14 protein-coding genes are annotated in these 20,238 nt (G+C 69.5%); 7 read left to right on the top strand and 7 right to left on the bottom strand.

The window, feature by feature from the left end; genetic code table 11:
* Nucleotides 1-387: 387 nt before the first annotated feature.
* Entirely contained in the window at nucleotides 388-2,001 is a 1,614-nt protein-coding gene (locus HND91_RS20575) for a hypothetical protein (RefSeq protein WP_181708490.1), read from the bottom strand.
* Between the two features lie 193 nt (nucleotides 2,002-2,194).
* On the opposite strand from HND91_RS20575, the gene HND91_RS20580 reads away from it, so the two are divergent.
* The 7 genes from HND91_RS20580 to HND91_RS20610 all read left to right on the top strand — a co-directional run bounded on the left by HND91_RS20580 (nucleotide 2,195) and on the right by HND91_RS20610 (nucleotide 13,623).
* On the top strand, nucleotides 2,195-2,791 hold the full coding sequence (locus tag HND91_RS20580) for a hypothetical protein (RefSeq protein WP_181708491.1): 597 nt from the start codon (nucleotides 2,195-2,197) through the stop codon (nucleotides 2,789-2,791).
* 26 nt (nucleotides 2,792-2,817) lie between these two features.
* A complete protein-coding gene (locus HND91_RS20585; RefSeq protein ID WP_246329614.1) occupies nucleotides 2,818-3,195 on the top strand; it encodes a hypothetical protein in 378 nt (125 codons plus the stop codon).
* A 246-nt stretch (nucleotides 3,196-3,441) separates the two neighbouring features.
* Nucleotides 3,442-5,649, top strand: a complete 2,208-nt coding sequence (locus HND91_RS20590; protein ID WP_181708492.1) for a DUF4384 domain-containing protein — start codon at nucleotides 3,442-3,444, stop codon at nucleotides 5,647-5,649.
* A 31-nt stretch (nucleotides 5,650-5,680) separates the two neighbouring features.
* Nucleotides 5,681-7,450, top strand: coding sequence for a caspase family protein (locus HND91_RS20595; RefSeq protein ID WP_246329615.1), 1,770 nt, complete (start codon nucleotides 5,681-5,683; stop codon nucleotides 7,448-7,450).
* A gap of 26 nt (nucleotides 7,451-7,476) precedes the next feature.
* Complete coding sequence (locus tag HND91_RS20600) at nucleotides 7,477-9,915, top strand: trypsin-like serine protease (protein WP_181708543.1); 2,439 nt, start codon at nucleotides 7,477-7,479, stop codon at nucleotides 9,913-9,915.
* Nucleotides 9,916-9,936: 21 nt separating this feature from the next.
* Entirely contained in the window at nucleotides 9,937-11,142 is a 1,206-nt protein-coding gene (locus HND91_RS20605) for a serpin family protein (protein ID WP_181708493.1), read from the top strand.
* 87 nt (nucleotides 11,143-11,229) lie between these two features.
* Nucleotides 11,230-13,623: a protein kinase domain-containing protein gene (locus tag HND91_RS20610; RefSeq protein WP_181708494.1), complete on the top strand. Its 2,394-nt coding sequence runs from the start codon at nucleotides 11,230-11,232 to the stop codon at nucleotides 13,621-13,623.
* 127 nt (nucleotides 13,624-13,750) lie between these two features.
* On the opposite strand, the gene HND91_RS20615 is transcribed toward HND91_RS20610, so the two are convergent.
* From HND91_RS20615 to HND91_RS20640, 6 genes are read right to left on the bottom strand one after another with little or no spacing between them, the layout of a single operon-like run.
* The gene (locus HND91_RS20615; protein WP_181708495.1) at nucleotides 13,751-14,653 is read right to left on the bottom strand and encodes an FHA domain-containing protein; all 903 of its coding nucleotides are present in this window, start codon (nucleotides 14,651-14,653) and stop codon (nucleotides 13,751-13,753) included.
* A gap of 1 nt (nucleotide 14,654) precedes the next feature.
* Complete coding sequence (locus HND91_RS20620) at nucleotides 14,655-15,551, bottom strand: type II secretion system F family protein (protein WP_181708496.1); 897 nt, start codon at nucleotides 15,549-15,551, stop codon at nucleotides 14,655-14,657.
* The gene (locus HND91_RS20625) at nucleotides 15,551-16,414 is read right to left on the bottom strand and encodes a type II secretion system F family protein (RefSeq protein ID WP_181708497.1); all 864 of its coding nucleotides are present in this window, start codon (nucleotides 16,412-16,414) and stop codon (nucleotides 15,551-15,553) included. The genes HND91_RS20620 and HND91_RS20625 overlap by 1 nt, the downstream gene beginning before the upstream one ends.
* Nucleotides 16,415-16,426: 12 nt before the next feature.
* Nucleotides 16,427-18,325, bottom strand: a complete 1,899-nt coding sequence (locus HND91_RS20630; RefSeq protein ID WP_181708498.1) for a TadA family conjugal transfer-associated ATPase — start codon at nucleotides 18,323-18,325, stop codon at nucleotides 16,427-16,429.
* Nucleotides 18,326-18,348: 23 nt separating this feature from the next.
* Complete coding sequence (gene cpaB / locus HND91_RS20635) at nucleotides 18,349-19,317, bottom strand: Flp pilus assembly protein CpaB (RefSeq protein ID WP_181708499.1); 969 nt, start codon at nucleotides 19,315-19,317, stop codon at nucleotides 18,349-18,351.
* The gene (locus tag HND91_RS20640) at nucleotides 19,314-20,237 is read right to left on the bottom strand and encodes a hypothetical protein (RefSeq protein ID WP_181708500.1); all 924 of its coding nucleotides are present in this window, start codon (nucleotides 20,235-20,237) and stop codon (nucleotides 19,314-19,316) included. Before HND91_RS20640 ends, cpaB begins: the two co-directional genes overlap by 4 nt.
* Between the last annotated feature and the right edge of the window lies 1 nt (nucleotide 20,238).

The raw sequence follows: 20,238 nt of genomic DNA on the forward strand, positions 1-20,238 counted from the left end.
GACGGTCAGTGAAGCAACTGCATGCTGACCTAGTCGCGCTGGGCTACATGGGGTCTTACAATCGAGTTGCCGCCTTTGCCCGGGACTGGCGGACCGATCGGCAACGGGAGCAGCAGACAACGGAGCGTGGCACGTTTGTGCACGATTGGCATCGAAGGTCTGAAACTGTAGCGGAGCCGGTGGGCCGGTTGGCGCAAGCGCGTCTCCAGTACGGTCCTCAGAGCAGACTGCTTCCAACATTCTGCTGCGTGCTAGATCAACGGGTATCGAGACTTACGATACGTAGCGGAAATTGCAGCGGCAGAGCGGCATTAACCTGGGGAGATACGCGGCGCACTTACGTCTCGCCGTCGCAAAGTTGACCCGGTGCCGCCAACCTGACGGTGGTTAGTCAGACTTAATGACGGAGAAGGTCACTGGTTGATACCCTCGGCGCAGAAGCACGCTGAGCGGGTAGATATTACGACAAACACGCCCGGCGCATGCGTTCGGCGATGCTTCCATAACCTCCACCTTGCGATCAGCCGTGAACCGCAGGAACAACATTACGTGCGCGCCCGGTTTGTTCAAAGCGTCTCCGGGGCGGAGCGACCACGGATTCTTAAGTGGACGAGTGATCGCAGGCATAGCCGCCGTCGTCACATGGGCTTTAAGGCCCCAGACTTCACTCACGAACGCGGAACAGTCCACCCCCACCACGCGCTTGCGGATCTCGCTTCGGGTGCACACGTTTCCAGCCGTGAGCCCGCGGTCGAGGCCGGCCTCGAACGCTTCGGGCGACGTCTTACAGCCCCAGCAGTACGGCACGCCTTTCACTTCTGTGCCGAGTTTTCCGTTAAGATATTGCGGTCGCTGGGCTCGGTTCATGTTCGGGCACCGCGGCGCCGGGTCCGGGCCATAGGCGCTAGCGTCCACCCGCCAGCGGAGGGTCTCGAAGGCAATCGCGCGTTCCACCACCGCTTCGCGCGAGGTCACCCTAGTGGCGACTTTCGGCGGTCGCTTGGCCTTCGGCGGCCGGACGTCGATCGGTCTCGCCACGGACAGGGACTCGTCCGGGGCGATCGCCCTGCCGGCGAGCCGTACCACGTCCGCTCGCGCTTCCGTCGTCTTCAGGAACAGCAGGTCTCCGCGCGGCCCGACGGCGACGAAGCGGCGCGAGAAGGCGACGCCCGAATCGATCGGCACCTCGTAAAGCCGATCCGGCGTCCCGTCGGGCGCGAAGCGAGCGATCAGCGTGCCGGCGGTGCCGCCGCCTGCCGGAATGGTCTCGATCAGCACGAATGGGCGGCCGGTCGAGTCCACGTCGAGAACCTCCACCGTGCCGACCGGATCACGGACGGACACCGCGAGCATGAGAAATCCGAATTCCTCGCCGCCCCGCCGGAGCGCCACCTCCACGCGGCGGCCGTCCCGAACCGCGACCTCCGCCACGATGTCGCCAAGGCCTCGGCTGGGCACGTACTGGATGACAGGCCCGCGCTCCCGGTCGGGCGCCACGCTGCGGCCCTCTGCCTCCACTATGTCGTTCAGCGGGCCGGGTGCCTGCGACCCCATGGCGGCGAACACCGAGCGCGTATAGGTGTCCACGTCCCCGCCGGTCACGAACCGCAGCGCCCGCTCGTTCGCGTCAGGGTGTCCGGTCTTCTCCAACCGGACAACCCCATCCGACCACAGGAACAGTTCGTTGCGAACGGAAGCGAGGTCCTCGGCGGCCGTGTCCGCGGGCAGGGTCAAAACCTGGGGCGCGAGACCGGCCCGTTCCGGGCTGACTGCCAGCACGCGTGCGTTGTGCTGGTCGAGCACGTAGATGGTGCCGTCGTCGCCAACGGTTAACGCCAAAGGGCCGGAGACGTCCACGTCGGCACTCGGCGGCACGATCCCGACCTCGCGCGCGCTGTCGCCATTCTTGAACTGCAGCAGCACGGCATCTGCTTCGGCGGCGAGGACAGGACAGGCCGCCGCCGCGAAAGCGGCAAACGCGAGACATGCGAGCGAGCGCATCGGCGTGTATCCATCGAGGAGGCCCGGTCGGACCGGGTAATCAAAACATTAGGTCCGCATGTGACATGGAACAAGAAGTCGCCCTCCAAACCCGTTGGCGGCCCGGCAGGGACTTTGGTAGCATCGCGGTCGGGCCAAAACCGATCCATTATGAGGCGTCACGGCCGTGTGCCGAGGGCCCGGGGTGACGGCGATGCAGACGTACGACTGGGACGCGCGCGAGGTCGCACTGGACACCGGTCTCCTGGAGCGCGTCCGTTTGGCTCGTTTGATGTTCTCGGACCGGCTCTGCCAGAGTTGCGAGCGGCCCGACCCCAAGCTGATCGAGCAGTTGCGCTCCGAGGCCGTCTACCAGATGGCCGAGTTCCTGTTCTCCATGAAGGCCTACGGTATAGTGAGCGTGGAGGACCTGGAGCGTTTCGCCGAGATCCACAACGACTACATCGTGTCTCTCACCCGGGACCGGGCCAAGCTGGCGCGGCTTGGCCTGACGGAGGAACGCGCCCTCGCGGCCATGTTCACGGCCGACACCAAGCCGCGGCTTCTGCAGAACTGGGCGGACCGCCCGGGCGCCATCGACCAGTCGAACCTGGCGCGGTTCCTGGTGACGATCATGTCCACAGAGACCTGCCGCAAGGTGGTGATCGACCTGGAGCTTGGCGGGTTCGTGGCGCGTCAGCGGTCGGCCTATGGTACCATCCTGGTTTGGTCCAAGGGGCGCATCGAGGATCTATTCGGGCAGATGCTGCGCGACTTGAGACGGGACGTCGAAGGTCTGTCGAACAGCTGACCGTAAGGAGAAAGGGCGGGGACGGAATGACACTGGCACGACGATTGGCGGCTTTGGCGATGGTCGCCTCCTTGTCGGGCGCCTCGGGCGCGGGCGCGCTCGAACAGTCCGTGGCGGACGCGATCGCGGCCCGCAACCCGACCCTTGCCGAGTTGCGCGATCAAGACCCTTCCGCGTTCCAGGCGGCAGTTGAACTCATCGCCGAGGCGCAGACATCCGCCGGGCTCGATCCGGCAGACCCGCCGCCGGACAGTCGGCCCGTCGCCCGCGGCGCGGCGCCGGACGTCGGTCGTGAATTCACGCCCGGCAATCCCGACGTGCTGTGGCTGTACAACTCGGCACCGGAAGGCATGCACGACCTGATCTCGCTGTTGAAATCGGCCGGTCAGAAGCCGAAGACCTGAGCAGCGAAGGGGGGCTGGCCGCGGGGCTCGCGTGGATGTCACGGGCCGGCTGACAGGGCGCGCTCGGCGGGTCGGGCCGACCGGTTCCTTGAGAAAGGTGACAGCCGTAGAAGGATTGAGCTGATCCCTCCAATCGGATTGGAACCTTCCCGGCGAGAAGGGGCCACCGGTCGTCGAGCCGCGCGAAAACAGTGCTAGTATTCAGCACACGACATGTTTGGTGATCGGTGTCGGAGGAACGGCGCCATGGTTGTCCGCAAGACCCTGCTTCTAGCAAGTGTTGTACTGATCCTGACGAACAGCCTGTACGCGGAGGACGCGATGCCGGCGCGCAATCTCACGGAAGCTCAAGTCGAGGCCGCCGGGGCCGGGACCGACCTTGCGCCCGCCCAGGACGTGCGAATCCGCTTCGACAGGGCCGACCCGGTCTACGGGATCGGCGAGACAGTCGGGCTCTTTGTCGAGGCGGCGCGGGACACCTACGTGACCATTGTGTCGGTTGGGCCGGACGGCTCCGTCGTCCGTCTCTTTCCGAACAAGGCGCAGTCGGACGGCTTCCTTCGCGCCGGCCAGACGCTCCAAGTGCCCGACCCCGCCAGCGGGGCGCGGCTCCAGGTATCGGGGCCGGTCGGGCGCGAGCTCCTGAAGATGTTCTCCTCGCCGAAGCCGCTGGCCATTTTCGCCGACGTCGACCTCAAGGGCGGCGGAATGTTCCGCTCGGTGACGGGCGGCGTCGACACCCTGTCGCGCAGCCTCGTCGAGGCCAGGGCCGCCGGCGCGAAGATCGCCATGGAGAATGTGGTGCTCACCACGGTGGAGACGCCGGTCGCCGCCGCAGTGCCCGAAACGCCCGTTGCTGTTGCGCCGCCCGCCGCTGTTGCCAAGCCGACGAAAGAGGTGGTCGCGGCACTCACGGACGAAGCCCCCGAAAAGCCGGCGAAGCCCGCCCAAGCGAAGCCCTCCAAAGCGAAGCCGTCCGAGAAGAAACCGTCGGCGGGAATACCGGAGACGGCGAACCGCCCGGCCGCGGCGGCGAAAAAGCCGAAGCCGCAGGCCCAGGCGGCGGCGGAGCCGTCGACCATGCACCCGTCCGGTGCGCAAGCCGCTCCGGCGTCCCCCCATCGGCCTCTGATAGGCCAGATGCAGAGCTTCCAGACCGATGGCGGTGAGCGGCCCTCGCGGCCCACGGGCGCGCGCCCGCCGGTTCAGGTGCCGGCCGGTCGGCCGCAGCAGGCTCAGCTGCCGGTGCAGACTTATCAACTGCAGCCGGCTCAGATGCAGGCGCAACTGCCTCAGGGGCAGGTGCAGCAGTTCCAGATGCCCCAGTACCAGATGCCTCAGGCACAGATGCCTCAGGCACAGATGCCTCAGGCGCAGATGCCCCAGATGCAGATGCCCCAGATGCAGATGCCTCAAATACAGATGCCCCAGATCCAGATGCCGCAGATCCAGCTGCCCGGCGGGATCCAGGTGCAGATGCCCCAGATCCAGATGCCCCAGATCGAGCTGCCGTTCGGCCGCTCGGCGGAAGCGTCGGCGACCGACGAATTCCAGGTCGCCGCCGCCGCCGGCACAGGGGCTGATTGCAAGTCCCTGCTCGACGCCTTCAATGCCGCCGTCGCGGCCCGGGACATCAATAAGGCGTCCGTCGGCGCGGACGCGATCGCCGTCGACGCCGATTGCGGCCAGTACCAGATCCCGGCCCAGCGCCGGCTGGCGGCATTGCGCCTCGCCACGGCGCAGGAGCGGATGGGCGCCGGCGCGCCGGTCGCTGAATACGGCCCGCTGCTCCTGTCGGCGGAGAAGCCCCAGGTTCTGTGGCAGGCGTCGGCGACCGTCGGTCAAGTGCTCTTCGCCGATCGAAGGTTTGCGGAGGCGGCAGCCGCCTACGAGCGGGCGATCGAGATCGTCAAGAACGAGTCCCGCACCCCCAAGGCGCCGTCGGAGGACGACATACGCGGCCTTCTCGACCGCGCGTCCCAGGCCAGGATCCTCGCCGCGAACCCGACGCCCGCCAAGCCGGAGGGCGAGTTCGTGCCGGCCGGCAAGGACCACCGTAGCGGCATGCTCGGCGGCGTCTACTCGCCGACGGTACGGGGTTTCGGGGTGACGTCCGTTCCGGTGCCGATCACGTTCGAGTTCAACCAGACGAGCTTCACATCCGTCGGCGCTGAGGCAGCGCGGGAACTTCTGTCAGCCATCAAGGAACAGGGCGCCGACAAGGTCGTCCTCGTCGGTCACACCGACAAGAAAGGCTCCGCCGGCTACAATCAGGTCCTATCGGAGAAGCGCGCCGCCGCCGTCGCCGAATTCCTGCGCGACAACGGCATCGAGGCGACGATCGAGACCGCGGGCCGCGGCTTCAGCGAGCCGATCCGCTTCGCCGACATCACCAATCTCACCGAGGACGATCTGGACGCCCTCAACCGCCGCGTCGAGTGGCGTCGCGAGTGATCGACCCTCCCGCTAGGGAAAGGACAGGCCGATGCGCATGGTCCCCCGCCTTCTCCTCGCCGCCGGCCTGGCGCTCGCTCCGGGCGCCGCCCGGGCGGTCGACAGGCTGGTCGCGCCGGAGGGCGGGGAGGTGCGGGCGGTGGTGGTGGGCGTGGACCTCTACCGCAACGTTCCTCCGCTGAAGGGAGCCGTCGCGGACGCGGAGGACCTGTCGCTCACGCTCAGAAAGGTCGGCGTCACGGATGTGTCGGTGCTCCTCGACGGCGCCGCCGACCGCGACGGGATCCTCGCTGCCATCGAGGCCGTCACCGCGCGCGCCCGTCCGGGCGACCTCGTCGTGCTGGCGGTCGCTGGCCACGGATCCAGCGAGCCGGAACGGGTAAAGGGGTCCAAGCCCGGCGGACGCGACGAGGTCTATCTTCTCGCCGGTTTCGACACGCGGCTGCCCGGCTCCCGCCAGCGGATCTTCGGCGACGAGTTCAAGGCCCTGATCCGTGCCGTGGAGGCGAAAGGCGCGAGCGTCCTCTTCGTGGCGGACACTTGCCACGCGGGCGGACTGACCCGCCGCTTCGATCCCCGGATGGCGGGCGGCACCTGGCGGCAGGCGCCGGCCTACGTCATCGAGGAGGACGACCTTGCGCCCATCTCCACCCCCGCCGAGGCGGTCGCCTCCGACTTCGACTTCGAGCGGCTGACCTTCCTTGCCGCCGTCGACGAGAAGTCCAAGGTGGCCGAGGTTCGCATCCCCGGTATTCCCCGCGTGCGCGGCGCGCTCAGCTATGCGGTGGCGCGGGCCATCGAGGGCGCCGCCGACCGGGACGCCGACCGTCGGGTATCCCGCCGGGAACTCTTCGAATACGTCCGCCAGAGCGTCTACCAGTTCACCGACCAGCGCCAGAACGTCGTCACCCGGAGCGCCGGCGGTGGTTCGCTGGAGAGCGCAATCCAGTTCGCCTTCAGCCAGACCGCCGAAAGCCTGCCGGCGGGCGCCGAGCCGCTGGCGGGTAGCGGTCCGGCCGTCTCGATCACGCCTGGCAACCCTGTGCTGGCCAAGGACGCCGCCGCGTCCGGTGCCGCCACCAAAGCCGAAACAAGCGCGCCCGCAACGGCGCAACCGATCCGGATCGCCGCTCTCGGCGGATCGGCCCGGCTCCAGGACCTGCGGCCGGCGCTCACCGCCTTCGTGGCGGCGGACCCCGCCGAGGCGGATATCATCTACGATCCGGCGCGGCGCGAGGCGCTCGCCCACGGCGACGTGGTGGCGACCGGCGTCGCCCTCGACGACCTGCCGTTCGTCATCGACCGGACGGCGGCGGTGAACGCCCTGAAACACCTGTCCGGCGACCGCCCGCAGACCGTCCGCACCCTGCCGTCCGACACCGTCCACGTGAGTGGTGAGACGGTCGGCGTCGAGCTGGACGACGTTGCAGATCGTCATCTCATCCTCTTCAACATTGCCGGCGACGGCACGGTGCAATCCCTCCACCCGGGACCGGACGACGTCGACCCCAGCAGCGAAGCCACGTTCTCGGTTCGCTTCCGGGTGGTGGCGCCCTTCGGGGCCGACACCATGGTGGCGGTCAGCGCGGCCGAGCCCATGCCGGATCTCGTCGCCTATCTGGTGGACGTGGACGGCCGTCGGGCGGCCGGATACCTGCCGGCCCGCCTGCCGGCGCTTCTGCCGCCGGATGCCCGGGTGGGCTTCACGGCCCTCTACACCGCCCCCGTTCCGCCCGGGTCGCCACCGCCCGACCCGTCGCTGCCCGATCCGTCGTCCTCCGCCCCATCCCCCGGTCCCTGAACCCCATGAACCGCCAGGTGCGCGCCATGCCGCCCGCAGTCGCCCCAAGCCTCGCCGCCCTTCTCGCGCTCGTCGCCGCGTCCACCGTCACGCATGCGGCGGACGGCGGCTTGCCGCCCCAGCCGACCGAGGAGAACAGTGCCCGGGTCGTCGGGGGGCAGAAGGCCCGCAAGGGCGAGTGGCCCTGGCAGGTGAAGGTGTTCGCGCCGGACCCGGAGCAGCGCGGCAGGTTCGGCGGCCACTGCGGCGGCAGCCTGATCGCCCCGACCTGGATCCTCACCGCCGCCCATTGCTTCTCCGGCACGCGGAGCGGCCAGCAGGACCTGTTTGCCCGCGATCTCCTGGTGGTGACCGGACGCAACCGCGTCGACAAGATCATCACCGTCGGGGCGAACGACGAAGCCGCGCTCAAGGTCGCCGACGTCCATCTCCATCCGCAGTTCGACCGCAAGGTCTTCGCCAACGACATCGCCCTTATCGAGCTCGCCGAACCATCGTCGGCGCAGCCAGTCGGCCTCGCCGGACCCGACGACGGCCCGGTTCTCGAAGTGCCCGGCACCGTGGCCACCGTCACCGGGTGGGGCTACACCCAGGCGAACCACGGCTGGGACGACCGCTATCTTCCGAGCGACCTGCAGGAGGTGGAGGTGCCGCTCGTCTCGCGGCCGACCTGCCGGGCCGCCTACCGCGACAGCTCCATGCGGACGAACAGCATCGACGAGCGCAATCTTTGCGCCGGCTATCCGGAAGGTGGCAAGGACGCCTGCCAGGGCGACAGCGGCGGCCCCATGGTGGTGCGCCATCCGGAGGGCGGCTATGCCCAGGTCGGCGTGGTCAGTTGGGGCGCCGGATGCGCCGAGGCCAACCGGTACGGCGTCTACACCCGCGTCGCCGCCTACCGGGACTGGATTGCCGAGGCCACCCGGGGCGCGGTCCCGGCCGGCCGCGCCGCAGCGCCGATCGCCGCGATGTTGCCGGCGGGCGGCGAGCAGCAGGAGGAGGCCGCCGTCGCCCAGGACGTCGCCCCCGACGCGCCCGCAGCCGCGCCGAACCCCGTAAGCCCGACGCCCGTCGCCGGCAAGGCGGGCGACCGTGCACTCCTCATCGGGATCGACGACTACATGGCCCCGGAAGCCAAGCTCGACGGCTCGGCTGCCGACGTGGAGGCCATGCGCGACTTCGCCGTCCGCACGCTCGGCTACAAGCCGGAGCAGATCCGCACCCTGGTCGACCGGCGAGCGAGCCGCGAGGCCATTCTCGCCGCTGTCGACGACTGGCTCGTGCGCGGCACCGAGCCGGGGGCCCGCATCTTGTTCTACTTCAGCGGCCACGGGTCGGAGATCGTCGGCCCCGGCCCGGTGGCGAGCGCCACCCTGGTGCCGGCGGATGCGGCCATCGTCCGCAACCTGTCCGGCTCCGTGACCGACGTCAGCGGCCAGATCCGCGAGACCGAGATCGCCGCCCGGCTCAATGGCCTGAAGGACCGCAAGGTCACGCTCGTGATCGACGCCTGTCACGTCGGCCCGGGCAGCCGCAACGCGATCCCGCCGAAGGTGCCGGGTTCGGTCCGCTGCCTCGGACCAGCCCTCGCGGAGGAGACCGCCGCCACCCCGTCGGGGCCTGCGGCCCGCTTCGCCTTCGGCGGCGAGACCGCGGTCGTCTGGTCGGCGGTGGACGCAGGCCAGCTGGCGCTCGTCGACACCACCGCGTCGCCGCGGCTCGGCGTCTTCACCCGTCGCTTCATCGACGGGGTCGAAGGCGGCGCGGCCCGCGCCAAGGGCCGACCCGCCCTCAGCAACGCCGCGCTCCTTGACCTCGTGCGCCGAAAGTCAGCGGAATTCTGCCGCACCGACCCCGACGCCTGCGCGTTCGGCCTCGTCCCGCAGCTTCACGGCAAGCCGGAGGCGCTCGGCCGCGACGTCATCACCGGCGAGGATCCGGGCAGCACCATCGCGGCCGCGGAAAGCACCCTGAAGACCGACAATCCGGCGGGCGTCAGCGTCGCCATCAAGCCCGGCCCGACCCTGAAGCCCGGCGACCGCATCGCCCTCACTGTGTCGGCCCGCAAGCCCGGCTACCTGATCCTTGTCGACATCGACAGCACCGGCAAGCTGACGCAGGTCTATCCGAACAAGCGGTCCATGGCGCTCGCTGAAAAGACCAAGGGGGCCGGCAACAGGCTCGACCCGGCGCGGCCGGTCACCGTGCCGGACTACGGCAATCCCTACACCGGCTTCGAATTCAGGGCCGAAGGCCCGGCGGGCGTCGGCATGGTGGTGGCGGTGCTCAGCGATCGGCCCATCGAGGTCCTGGACCTGCCGGACGTGCCGGCGACCCTCGCCGGGCAGCGCGCCGCCTTCAACTACGTCTACGACCTCGCCCGCAACCTCCGGATCGTCGGCGAGGACAACGGCGGGGACGCGGCCAGCTGGTCGTTCGAAGCGCAATTCTACCGGGTCCGCTGACCGGACAGGGGAGGCCCAACCATGTTGACGCGCACGCTCATCGCCGCCGCTTTCGCCGCCTCGATCCCGCTCGGCCTCCTCGGCGCGACTGAGGCACCCGCTCCGCCCAGCACGGCCGGGTCGCTGGACGCTGCCGCTGTATCGGCCGCGCAGGCGGCCCTGGCGGTGGACCTCCTGGTCCGCCTCTCCGCCGAGGACCCGTCGGCCAACCTCGTCCTTTCGCCGGCGAGCGTCGCCGCGGCCCTGTCCGTGGCCGCGATCGGCGCGTCCGACGAGGGGCGGGCCGCGATCGCCCGCACCCTCGGTTTCAAGGACCGCGCCGACGGCCCGGATCATATCCTGCAGTCGATGCGGGATCTGCCGAATTCGGATGCCGATCCGCTCGCCATGGCGGTCCGCATCGTGTTCGACCGAAGCCTCGCCCTCCAGCCGGACGCGGCCGGCAAGCTGGAGTCCCGCGGCGCCGACCATGGGGTCGACGACCTCTCCACCGCCCCGGCGGTCGAGCGGATCAACGCCTGGGTGGCGGGCGCGACGCGCGGGGCGATCCCGACGATCCTCGACGCGCCCACCGGCCCGGGCTTCGTCAGCCTGGGAGCGCTCCATTTCAAGGCCAAGTGGCGGACGGCCTTCGATCCCGCCGAAACCCGTGCGCTGCCGTTCCGCCGGGCGGACGGCGCGGCCGATCCGGTGCCCACCATGAGGCTCGCGCCCGGTCCGGGGTGGTTCCGGACGGACGACCGCTTCGTTGCCGTCGACCTGCCCTATTCGGACGAGCGCTACGGCCTCGTGCTGGTCGCCGGCCGAAACGAGGCCGGCGTGACCGCGGCCGACCTGCCGCACCTGAAGGACTGGCTCGCCGCCGCCGGGTTTGAGGATCGCAAGGGCGATGTCATGATGCCGCGCTTCCGGCTGTCGGACGGGCGTGAACTCCTCGCCGCCCTCGACCACGCCGGCCTCTCGCCGGCGCGGCTGAAGCCGGACGCCTTCTTCGGGTTCACGCGCGAGCCGTTGGAAATCCGCCGCATCGTCCAGAAGACGGCGCTCGAGGTGGATGAGGCGGGAACGACGGCGGCGGCCGCCACGGCTGTCATCGCCGAGCGCAGCATCGACCCCGCCTTCGTGCACGTCGTCGCCGACGCGCCATTTCTCGTCGCTCTTCGGGACCGCTCCACCGGGCTCCTCCTGATCGTCGGCCTCGTCGGCGATCCCGGAGGCGTCGACTGAGACCTACAACAACCGCACGGGCGCGCCGCCCCATTCGCCTTTCCGCCTTTTGTCCGTTCAGCAGTTTCCCATCTCTCGGGGCTTTCCATGCGCAGCGACCTGACGACGCGATACACGATCGGCGAACCGGTCCATGAGAACGAGTTCGTCGTCTATCCGGCCACCGACACGCGCACCGGCTGGTCGGTGTCCATCGTGGCGCCGGATCTCGGCCTGAAGGCGGACCGGGCCCGCTGCGACCGCGTGCTCGCGTCCATCCAGGAGGCGCAGAGGCTGCAGCAGCAGCGCCTCGTGGAGATCGTGGACCTCCTGCCGCCCGTCCCTGGCGACGACACCTTCTACATCGTGGAGAAGCGCCCGGCGAAGACTCTGAAGGAGGTGTTCGACGAACAGGAGATCGTGTCCTTCGACCGGGCCATCGGTGTCGTCGGCCAGCTTCTGGAGGGCGCTGCGACGCTGCACGGCGCCGGCTTCGCCCACAACGCCCTCACCGACCAGTGCGTCTACGCGGCCGAAGACTTTTCCGGCCTGTCAGTCCGGATCGGCGACCTTTATCTCATCGCCCGCCAGGGCGAGCCGATCGTGCCGCCCTACGCCCCGGAGTTCGCCGCGCCCGAAGTCTACCGGTCCGGCACCGTGGAGGCCGCCGCGGCCGCGGACGTCTATTCGATCGGCATAATCGCCTACAAGCTCTTCCTGCCCCGGCGCACCTACCAGGATGTCTTTTCCGGCGTCTTCGAGTGGGAGATGGCCCATCAGCGCGAACAGGCCTGGCAGAACATCCACAGCGATCCGGCGATCGTCTTCCCCAGGCTCGATACGCTCGTGCCGGGCTTTCCGGCGGATCTCGCCACCTTCGTGGAAACGATGCTGAAGCGGGATCCCGCCGCCCGTCCGCGCGACGCCGTGGAGGCGCTCGGCAGCTATCGCCGCTTCATGGGCCTCGGCATGGTGGCCCCCATGCCGCCGCAGCCGCCGCCGGGGTCCGGGCCCACGAAGCCGAAGCGCTGGACCGCGGGCAAGATCGCCGTGGCGGCGGCGGTCGTCGCCGTCTGGGGCGGCGTCGCCGTGGTTGCGGTGCCGATGCTCCTCGGACCCGACCCGGAGCTGGTCGCGAGCGTGGAGGCCTGGCGCGCGGAGGCCGAGAGCCGCCGCACCCAGGCCATCGCCGCCAAGGCGCCAGAGCGTCCCGCCGGGGACGCCGCGCTCCTCGCCTTCAAAGAGGGCAGCGCCGCGTTCGACGAGGGCAACGCCAAGGTGACCGAAGACGACTACGAGGCGGCCCTCCCGCAGTTCCAGTCTGCCGCCGAGGATTACGGCCGGACCCTCGTCGGCATCGCCGAGGACGACGCCGTGAAGGCGGGCGAGGCCGCGAAGGCGGCGGGAGGCGAGAGCGCCACTGCCTACGGCGAGGCGACGGCGCTCGTCGAGCGGGCGCGCAAGAGCGTGGCGGCCGACGAACTCGGCGCGGGGATCAAGAGCTTCAAGGCGGCCAAGGCCGGGTTCGACGCGCTCGCGACCGACCTGTCCGCGGTCGCTACCGCCAAGGCGCGCGCGTCGGAGACCCGGGATACGGCGGTGCGCATGGGCGCCGACCAGGACCCCCGCTTCGCTGACGCCGAAATGGCTCTCCGGAAAGCCGAGACCGATGAGAAGGCCTTTGCGCTGAAACCCGCCACGGCGTCGTTCGAGACGGCCTCCGCCAGCATGGACGCCGTGATCGCCGACATTCGCGCCGCCAAGGAGTCCGCCGCCGCCCTCAAGGCAGAGGTGGCGAGCCTCGCGGCGTCGGTCGCCACCCGCGCGGGCCCGGCCGACCCGGCCTTCCAGGCGATCACGCCGCGCATCGGTGAGGCGGATGGCCGCTTTGCCGACGAGGCCTACAAGATCGCCATCGCGGCCTATGGGCCGATCCGCGACGAGCTCAACGCCATCGCCGCCCGGGGCTTCTGCCCCGCGGCCGGCGATCCGGCTTTCGAACGGATGGACGCGGGCGCCTACTCGCTCGGGCAGGCGCGACTCATCACGTCGTCGCTCTCCGAACTCGGTCCCATGCTCGGCGTCGCCGGCAAGGAGGTGCGCATCGACAAGCCACTCTGCGTTCAGCCGCGGGTCGTCAGCCGCGGCGAGGTCGCGGCTTTCCTGACCGCGAGCGCCGGCGCGGAGGAGGCTGCCGGCTATGCCTCCGATCCGGCCGCAACGGCCGACGACGTCCCGTTCGATACGGCGGCCGACTATGCCGCCTGGATGACGTCCCGCCTCGGCGTACCCGTCCGCCTGCCGACGGCCGCCGAGTGGCTGGTCGATGCGGCCCGCCGACCCGCGCCGCCCGTTTCGGAGACGGACGTGATCCTGGAATGGACAGCGACCCCCTGCGAAGGCGGCTACATAGCCTTCCTGAAGCAGGCCGCTAGCACCTTCGGCGTCTGCTCCGATCCGGCCGCCGGAGGTGTGTTCAGGCTCGTGTCGGAGGTACGCTGACGCGGGATTCCTCTGATCGCCGTCCCGGTTCGGGGGCGGATCGAAGGCGGCCGGGTGCCGCGCCCGGCCTGCCGTGCTCTTGAAAAATTGGCCGGGCTGGACCGAAGCCCAGGAGTGCGCGCGCCGTTCACTCCTCCTCCGGCACCGCCTCCACGACGGTCCGGCGTTCCATGACGAACTGAGCGGCGGAACAGTTGATATCCGGCACGAGGTTGAAGGCCTGGACGTAGAAGCGGCTCGCTTCCTGCTTCACACCGCGCACCTCGGCGGCAAGGCCGGCCAGCGTCGCGCGCCGGTAGGCGTCGGCGATCGGCGCGACGGCGTCAGCCAGAGCGTCGCCGACCGGCTCGTCCGACATGGCGAGCGCCGCATAGCCCGTGGTGCTCGACTGGGTGGTGTGCCCGCCGACCGATCCCCTGAAGCTTGCCGGCGAGAGCGCCCGCAGCCGTCGGGCGCTTTCCAGGCAGGACGCGATCTGGCCGGCCTCCGCCTGGACCCTGGCGGCTGTCGGACCCTCCGCTCCATCCTCGCCGTCGCCCTGGAGCAGCGAATAGGCGACGCCGCCGGTCAGCGCCAGGTAGACGACGCCGACCGCGCCGAGAAACACCGGGTTTTTAAGGAGCGGTTTCTTAGGCGCCCCCTTCGCCGCCTCCTTGCCGCCTTTCGGGCCGACGGTTGCGTCCTTCTCCGCCTCGTCCTTCCCGGCGGGTTTGGTGACGAACTGGAAGGACACCGCCGGGCCGAGCCGGATCACGTCGCCAGGCGCCATGGTGGCGGTCTGCAGCACCGTCTCATTGCGCAGCACGATCGGGTTGAGACCCATGCGCCGGACGATGTGGGCGCCGTCCGCCTGACGCTCGATCCGCGCGTGGATCGGCGCCAGATAAGGGTCGTCGACAGCGATATCCGCCTCCGCGGAGCGGCCGATGGTCAGCACCGGTCTGTCGAGCGCGTGCGCCCGCACCTTGCCGCCGGGGCCGGTCTGGATCAGCCGGGGCTTGGACCCGGAAATAAAGGAGAAGAGCGCCACGTCAGAACATCCCGGTCATTTCGACGAGGGCCGGTGCGAGCACCAGCAGGAGAATGGCCACGACGATCATCATGGCCGGCATCACGATCTTGGCCTTCAGCACCTCGCTGGCGCGCTCAGCCCGCTCCCAGCGGCGGAACCGCAGGTCCCGGGCGTGTTCCCGCAGGAGTTCCAGCCGGTTGCTCCCCTCGATCTCGCCCTGGATGACGGCCCGGATCACCCGCACCACCTCCTCGGCGACGACCCGCCGCTCCAGGCGCTGCAGGGCCTCGATGACGCCGGTGCCAAGGGCGATGTCCTTCAGGGTCTGGTCGATCTCCTCGGCCATAACGGTGCCGGGCGCAGCTTCCGCGTAAAGCCGCAGGCTCTCCGGCAGCGTCGCCTGGGCCTGCTGGGTCATTACCACGAGGTCGAGGAAATAGGGAAACTCCTGGGATAGCCGCTCCTTGCGGTTCTGCATCCGGTCGTCCGCATAGACCCAGAAGTAGATCGCCGGCATGAGACCGAAGAAGAGGCCGCCGATGACGCCGAACAGGAGATTGCCCGACGCGAGCCCGAACAGGACGCCGAGAATGGGCGCCCCGATCGCGCTCGTCACCAGGAGAAGCGCCACGTATTCCCGTCCGGTCACGCCGCCGAACGGCCGACCGGCGTAGACGAGCTTCTGGTCCACCTTGGCGGCGAGGTCGTCGAGCGCCGTCCCGGTGGACGCCATGACGAACTCCACCGGGGTCCGCAAGCCCAGGCTGTCGACGATGTTGGGCGGCGGTCCCTCGCCGCCGGCCGTCCGGCGCGCCGCCGGCACCCAGGCGAAGAAATCCTCAATCCACCACACGAACAGGGCGACGGCGGAGCCGCCGACGACGGCCAGGATGGGGGCGAGCAGGAGGGCGGGCATCAGACCGAGATCCTCATCATAGAGCGCATCCAGAAGAAACCGATGGCGTAGAGCACCAGCCCGATGATGAAGACGATGATGCCGATCATGGAGCTGAACACCTTGTCGATCAGCTCCGGCTGGCCGAGGAAGATCATCACCAGCATGAACACCGCCCCGCCATTAACGACGGTGAAATTCATCCGCGCCTGGGACGACGAGGTCGTGATCTTCTGGTCGAGCTTCCAGATCTCCTTGAATGACTTCGACATCTCCGTAAGCGGCTCGGAAATGTCGCCGCCCTGGCGGGCGAACAGGCCGAGCGCGGCATCCACCATCTTGAAATGCAGGCTGGTAACGCTGCGGCCGTGGCGGTCGAGGGCGTCGACGAGGCCCATGCCGAGTTTCTGCTCGCGGGCGATGCGCTCGAACTCGCGCGAGGCCGGGGCGACTCCTGTGTCGGCCACCATGCCGATGGCGGTGCCGAGCGGCTTGCCGGAGCGCACCGCCGAGACGATCTGGTCGACCGAATAGGGAAGCTGCGCCTCGATCTGCTTCCAGCGTCGCTTGAGGAGATATCGGATGATCATCTTGGGCAACAGCGCCCCGAGCGGACTAGCGACGAGCCCCAGCATCACGCTGCCGGTCGCCAGCCAGGCGAGGAGCACGATCACGGCCGCCGATCCCACGTAGGCGAGGATCATCGCCGTCGGGGACACCTCGTTCCAGCCGAACACCTCCGCCGCCTCGCCAGCGAGTTCGGTGTCCCGGGCGGTCAGCCTCAGAAGCGGCGCCGGCCAGCGCAGTGGCACGCCGAGAACGAGAAGCGCCACCGCGAGGGCGCCGAGCACCGGGATGGCGACTTGCAGCACGGTGGTCATCATCGTCGGGCCTCCTCAGGCGAACATGTCCAAGGCTTCGGCCGCGCCGTCGGTCCCTACGGGGGCGATCTCGGCGATGAAGCTCGGCAGATAGCCCGTGAAGGCGTGCTCCCCGTCGGCGCCGCGGTTGACGGCGAGCCGGTAGATCGGCTCCACGATCACCATCTGGGTGTCCGGGTCGATGCCGATCACCTCGGAGATCTCCGTCACCGCACGGCGCCCGCTCGGCAGGCGGTTCAGTTGGACCACCATGTCGACGGCCGCCACGATCTGCTGGCGGATCGCCATCACCGGCAGGGACGCCTGGCCTTGCAGCACCATCACCTCCAGGCGGGTCATCATGTCCTGCGGGGTGTTGGCGTGGGCCGTGGTCATGGACCCGGCATGGCCGGTGTTCATGGCCTGCAGCATGTCAATGGCCTCCTCGCCGCGGCACTCGCCGACCACGATCCGATCCGGCCGCATGCGGAGCGCGTTACGGACGAGGTCGCGGATGGTCACGCTGGTGTCGGACTCCGCCGTCTTCGGCCGCGATTGCAGGTAGACGACATGGATGCCGTCGAGCTGGAGTTCGGAGGTGTCCTCCACGGCCACCACGCGCTCCCCGGCCGGAATGAACGAGGAGAGGCCGTTGAGCAGCGTCGTCTTGCCTGAGCCGGTGCCGCCCGACACGACGATGTTCTTGCGCGCCTTCACGCAGGCCTCCAGGAAGGCCCGCATGGGTTCGCTCAGCGCGCCGGCACCCACCAGCTTGCGCATGTCCATGCGCGACTTGCCGCCGAACTTGCGGATCGTCAGGCAGGAGCCCTTCACGGCGAGCGGCGGGATCACGGCGTTCACGCGGGAGCCGTCGGGCATGCGGAAGTCCGCCATGGCCTGGCTCTCGTTGATGGAGCGGTGGCTGTCGGCGGCGATGCGCTCGATCACCTTCATGAGCTGCCGCTCGTTGGCGAAGGCGAACGGATAGCGCTCCAGAAGGCCGAACTTCTCCACGTAGATCTCGTCGAACCGGGTGACCATGATTTCCGAGATGATGTCGAGGTCCATCAGTTCGGAAATCGGCCCCCACCGGTACATGATGTCCTCGATGTTGGACCTGAGATGGTTGTGGGCGATCTCCAGCCGGTCGTTGGCGGTGAAGATGGCGTGACGGGCCTGGAACAGGGCGGCGAAGCGCGTGTCGAGCTCGCGGAAATCGCTGCGCGTCGTCTCGAAGGTCAGCTTCAGGCCGAGGCCCGTCGCCAGCGCGCGGCCGAGTTCGAACAGCCGCCGGTGGTCGCTCTCCTCCCGCGACACCGACGCGACGTCGGCTGGGCCGGCGCGCCGCGTCGTCCGGGCGATCCGCCGCGCGAGCCACCGGTAGGCGGCGTTCTTGACGACGAGGAGGATGAGATCGGGCGGCGCATTGGCGAGAGCGGCGCCGATGAAGATGTCCAGCCGCTCGCGGATGCGCTGGCGGGTCTCGTCGCGGCCGAAGTCGGACGATTTCACCAGCCGGTCGTACTGGGTGTCCTCCAGAAGCTTCTCGTGGATCTCGGTCTGGAAGGCCATCACGCGTTCCTGGTCGGGGAAAAGCGTCACGGTCTCGGCGACCTTCTCCTCCTCGACCACCTCGATGGTGACGCCCGGCACCCAGAGCTGCATGCCGGGCGCGACCCGTTCCGCGACGCCGGCCCGCAGCGGCCTGTCGTTAAGGCGGGTTGGGTTGCGTCCGTAGTGCAGCACCTCGAATCCGCCGGTTCCCTTGCGCAGCACGAACTGGAGCGGCGAGACCAGGTTGCTCTTCAGTACGATGGTCTGGCGTCCCGGCCGGGCGTCCGCCGGCCCGTCGGCGCTGCCGAAATGCGTTTCCGGCGCGGAGACCGCGATCCGCTCCACACCGGGCCGGTCGTCGTAGGAGATCTTCAGCTCCATGGCGGGTTGTCCTCCGGCGGCGCTCACATCCGGGTCCAGTTCACGCTCGGCAGCTCCTCGACCTTGCTGTCGCCGGGATTGCGCAGCACGAGGTTGAGCCGGCCGCTGGCCTGGCCCATGGCGAAGATCAGGAGTTCCGCCTCCGCGGGCGTCACCTCCAGGGTGACGTGGCTGTAGGCGGTCTCGCGGGCGGCAGCTGCCCCTTCCGGCGTCGTCGCGGTGCCGACCGCGAGAACCTTCACGTTCTGCAGGAAGGTGCGCGTCACCACCCGGGTCCGGCGGCTGATGCCGACCTGGAAGTCCTGGCTCTGCTGCATGTAAGCCTCCATGGCTTCCTGGTCCGCGGGCGCGAGCTGCTTCAGCATCTCCGAGATCAGCGCGTTCTCCGGCGAGAGCGGGGCTTGCGGGCCCTGGCCGGCCGCCGGTGTCGCTGTCTGCGCGGTCGCCTGCGTCGGGGGCTGCGTCTGGGGGGCGGGCTGGCCCGGCGGCACGCCGGTCTGCCCGGAGAGCGCGGGCGACGTCGGGGCGGCCGGCTTCACCGGCTCGTCCACGGTGCCGAGCACATCGACGAAGCTGCCCGGCTCGACGAAGTGGCCGACTGCCTCCGCGGCATCGACCGAGATAGTGAGGGCCCGTTTGCCAGGGGTGATCATGCTGGTCAGACGGCCGCCGTCACTGTCGTCGAAATATTGGAACAACAGGACGGCGCCGGCCGGGATGTCGGCCGCCGCGGTTCGGTCGCGCAGCCATTGGCGGTGGGCCTCCGCGTCCGGGACCGCGAGGTTGACGAGCGTGCCGAAGCTTTCCGGCAGGACCACCGGGTCGTCCAGCATGTCGTCGGTGACGGCCTGGCCTCGCGCCACCGCTACGTCCGCCCGCAGCTTCAGGAAGCCATAGGCGGTCTGCTCGTTCCTGACGCTCTCGGTCCACAAGTAAAGGAGGCCTGCCGTCACCAGGCCGGCCATGATGGCGACGATCAGCTTCCAGTTCATGGTAAGTTCCTTCCAGCGAGAGGCTCGCGCAGGTGGATGACCTCCAGCACTTCGGAGGGCTGCTCGCCCGCCGTGTAGAGCACGTCCACTTCCAGCGGGCCGTTGCGGCCGCGCAGCGCCGCGAGGGCGGCGCCCCGGGCGGGCGCGTATTCCATGTCGAAGTCGGAGGCCGCCAAGAGGGCGGCGCGGCTCTCCGCGAAGAGGCGTGGCGCCAACCGTCCGCTCGTCACCACCGAGCGCGACCGGTGGCCGCCACCCTCGTCGCTCATGTCCATAAGAACCTCGGCTCCGCCGGGCGGCTGGAGCATGATCGGCAGGGCTTCCGCCGCCACCGGCTCCATGAAGGCGGACATCACCGCCGGCGCCTCCTCCAAACGCGTCATCAGCACGTCGGTGGCGTCCGCCCCCGCCGGGCGGCGGATCGTCACCACGACGCCGGGCATGCTGCCGCGCGGCAGAAACGCCTCCGCCTCGGCGCTCGTCCGGGCCGCGAAGTAGGCGAGGGCGGCGGGGCCGTCCCCGTCGAAGAAGTGCACGACGGTGGCGAACTCGTCCGACACCTTCATCACCCGGGGCACCAGGAAGCTGGTGGCCGCCACGGCGGCGATCGCGGTATGCGGGTCCGTGTCGACGACGATGGCCGGCCGGATGCCCGCCGCCAGCGTCGCCGCCCATTCATCCGCGATCTCGATGACCGGCCGCTCGCTCCGGTAGGGTGTGAAGCGCAGCGGCTGGCCGTTGATCACCAGGTCGCGCGGGCGGCGCTCCGGCGCGCCGAGGATGGCCGCAAGGCTGGCGCCTGGCGAGACCTGGACGCCGAGCCAGACCTCGGCGGACCCTTCTCTGGCGGAGAAGGTCGCGCCGGCGACGAGCGCCAGGCCGGCGGCGGCGAGGAGTGCGAGGCGGCGACGAGCGGCCATG

It is taken from the genome of Chthonobacter rhizosphaerae, from assembly GCF_013839525.1.
Classification (GTDB): Bacteria; Pseudomonadota; Alphaproteobacteria; order Rhizobiales; family Pleomorphomonadaceae; genus Chthonobacter; species Chthonobacter rhizosphaerae.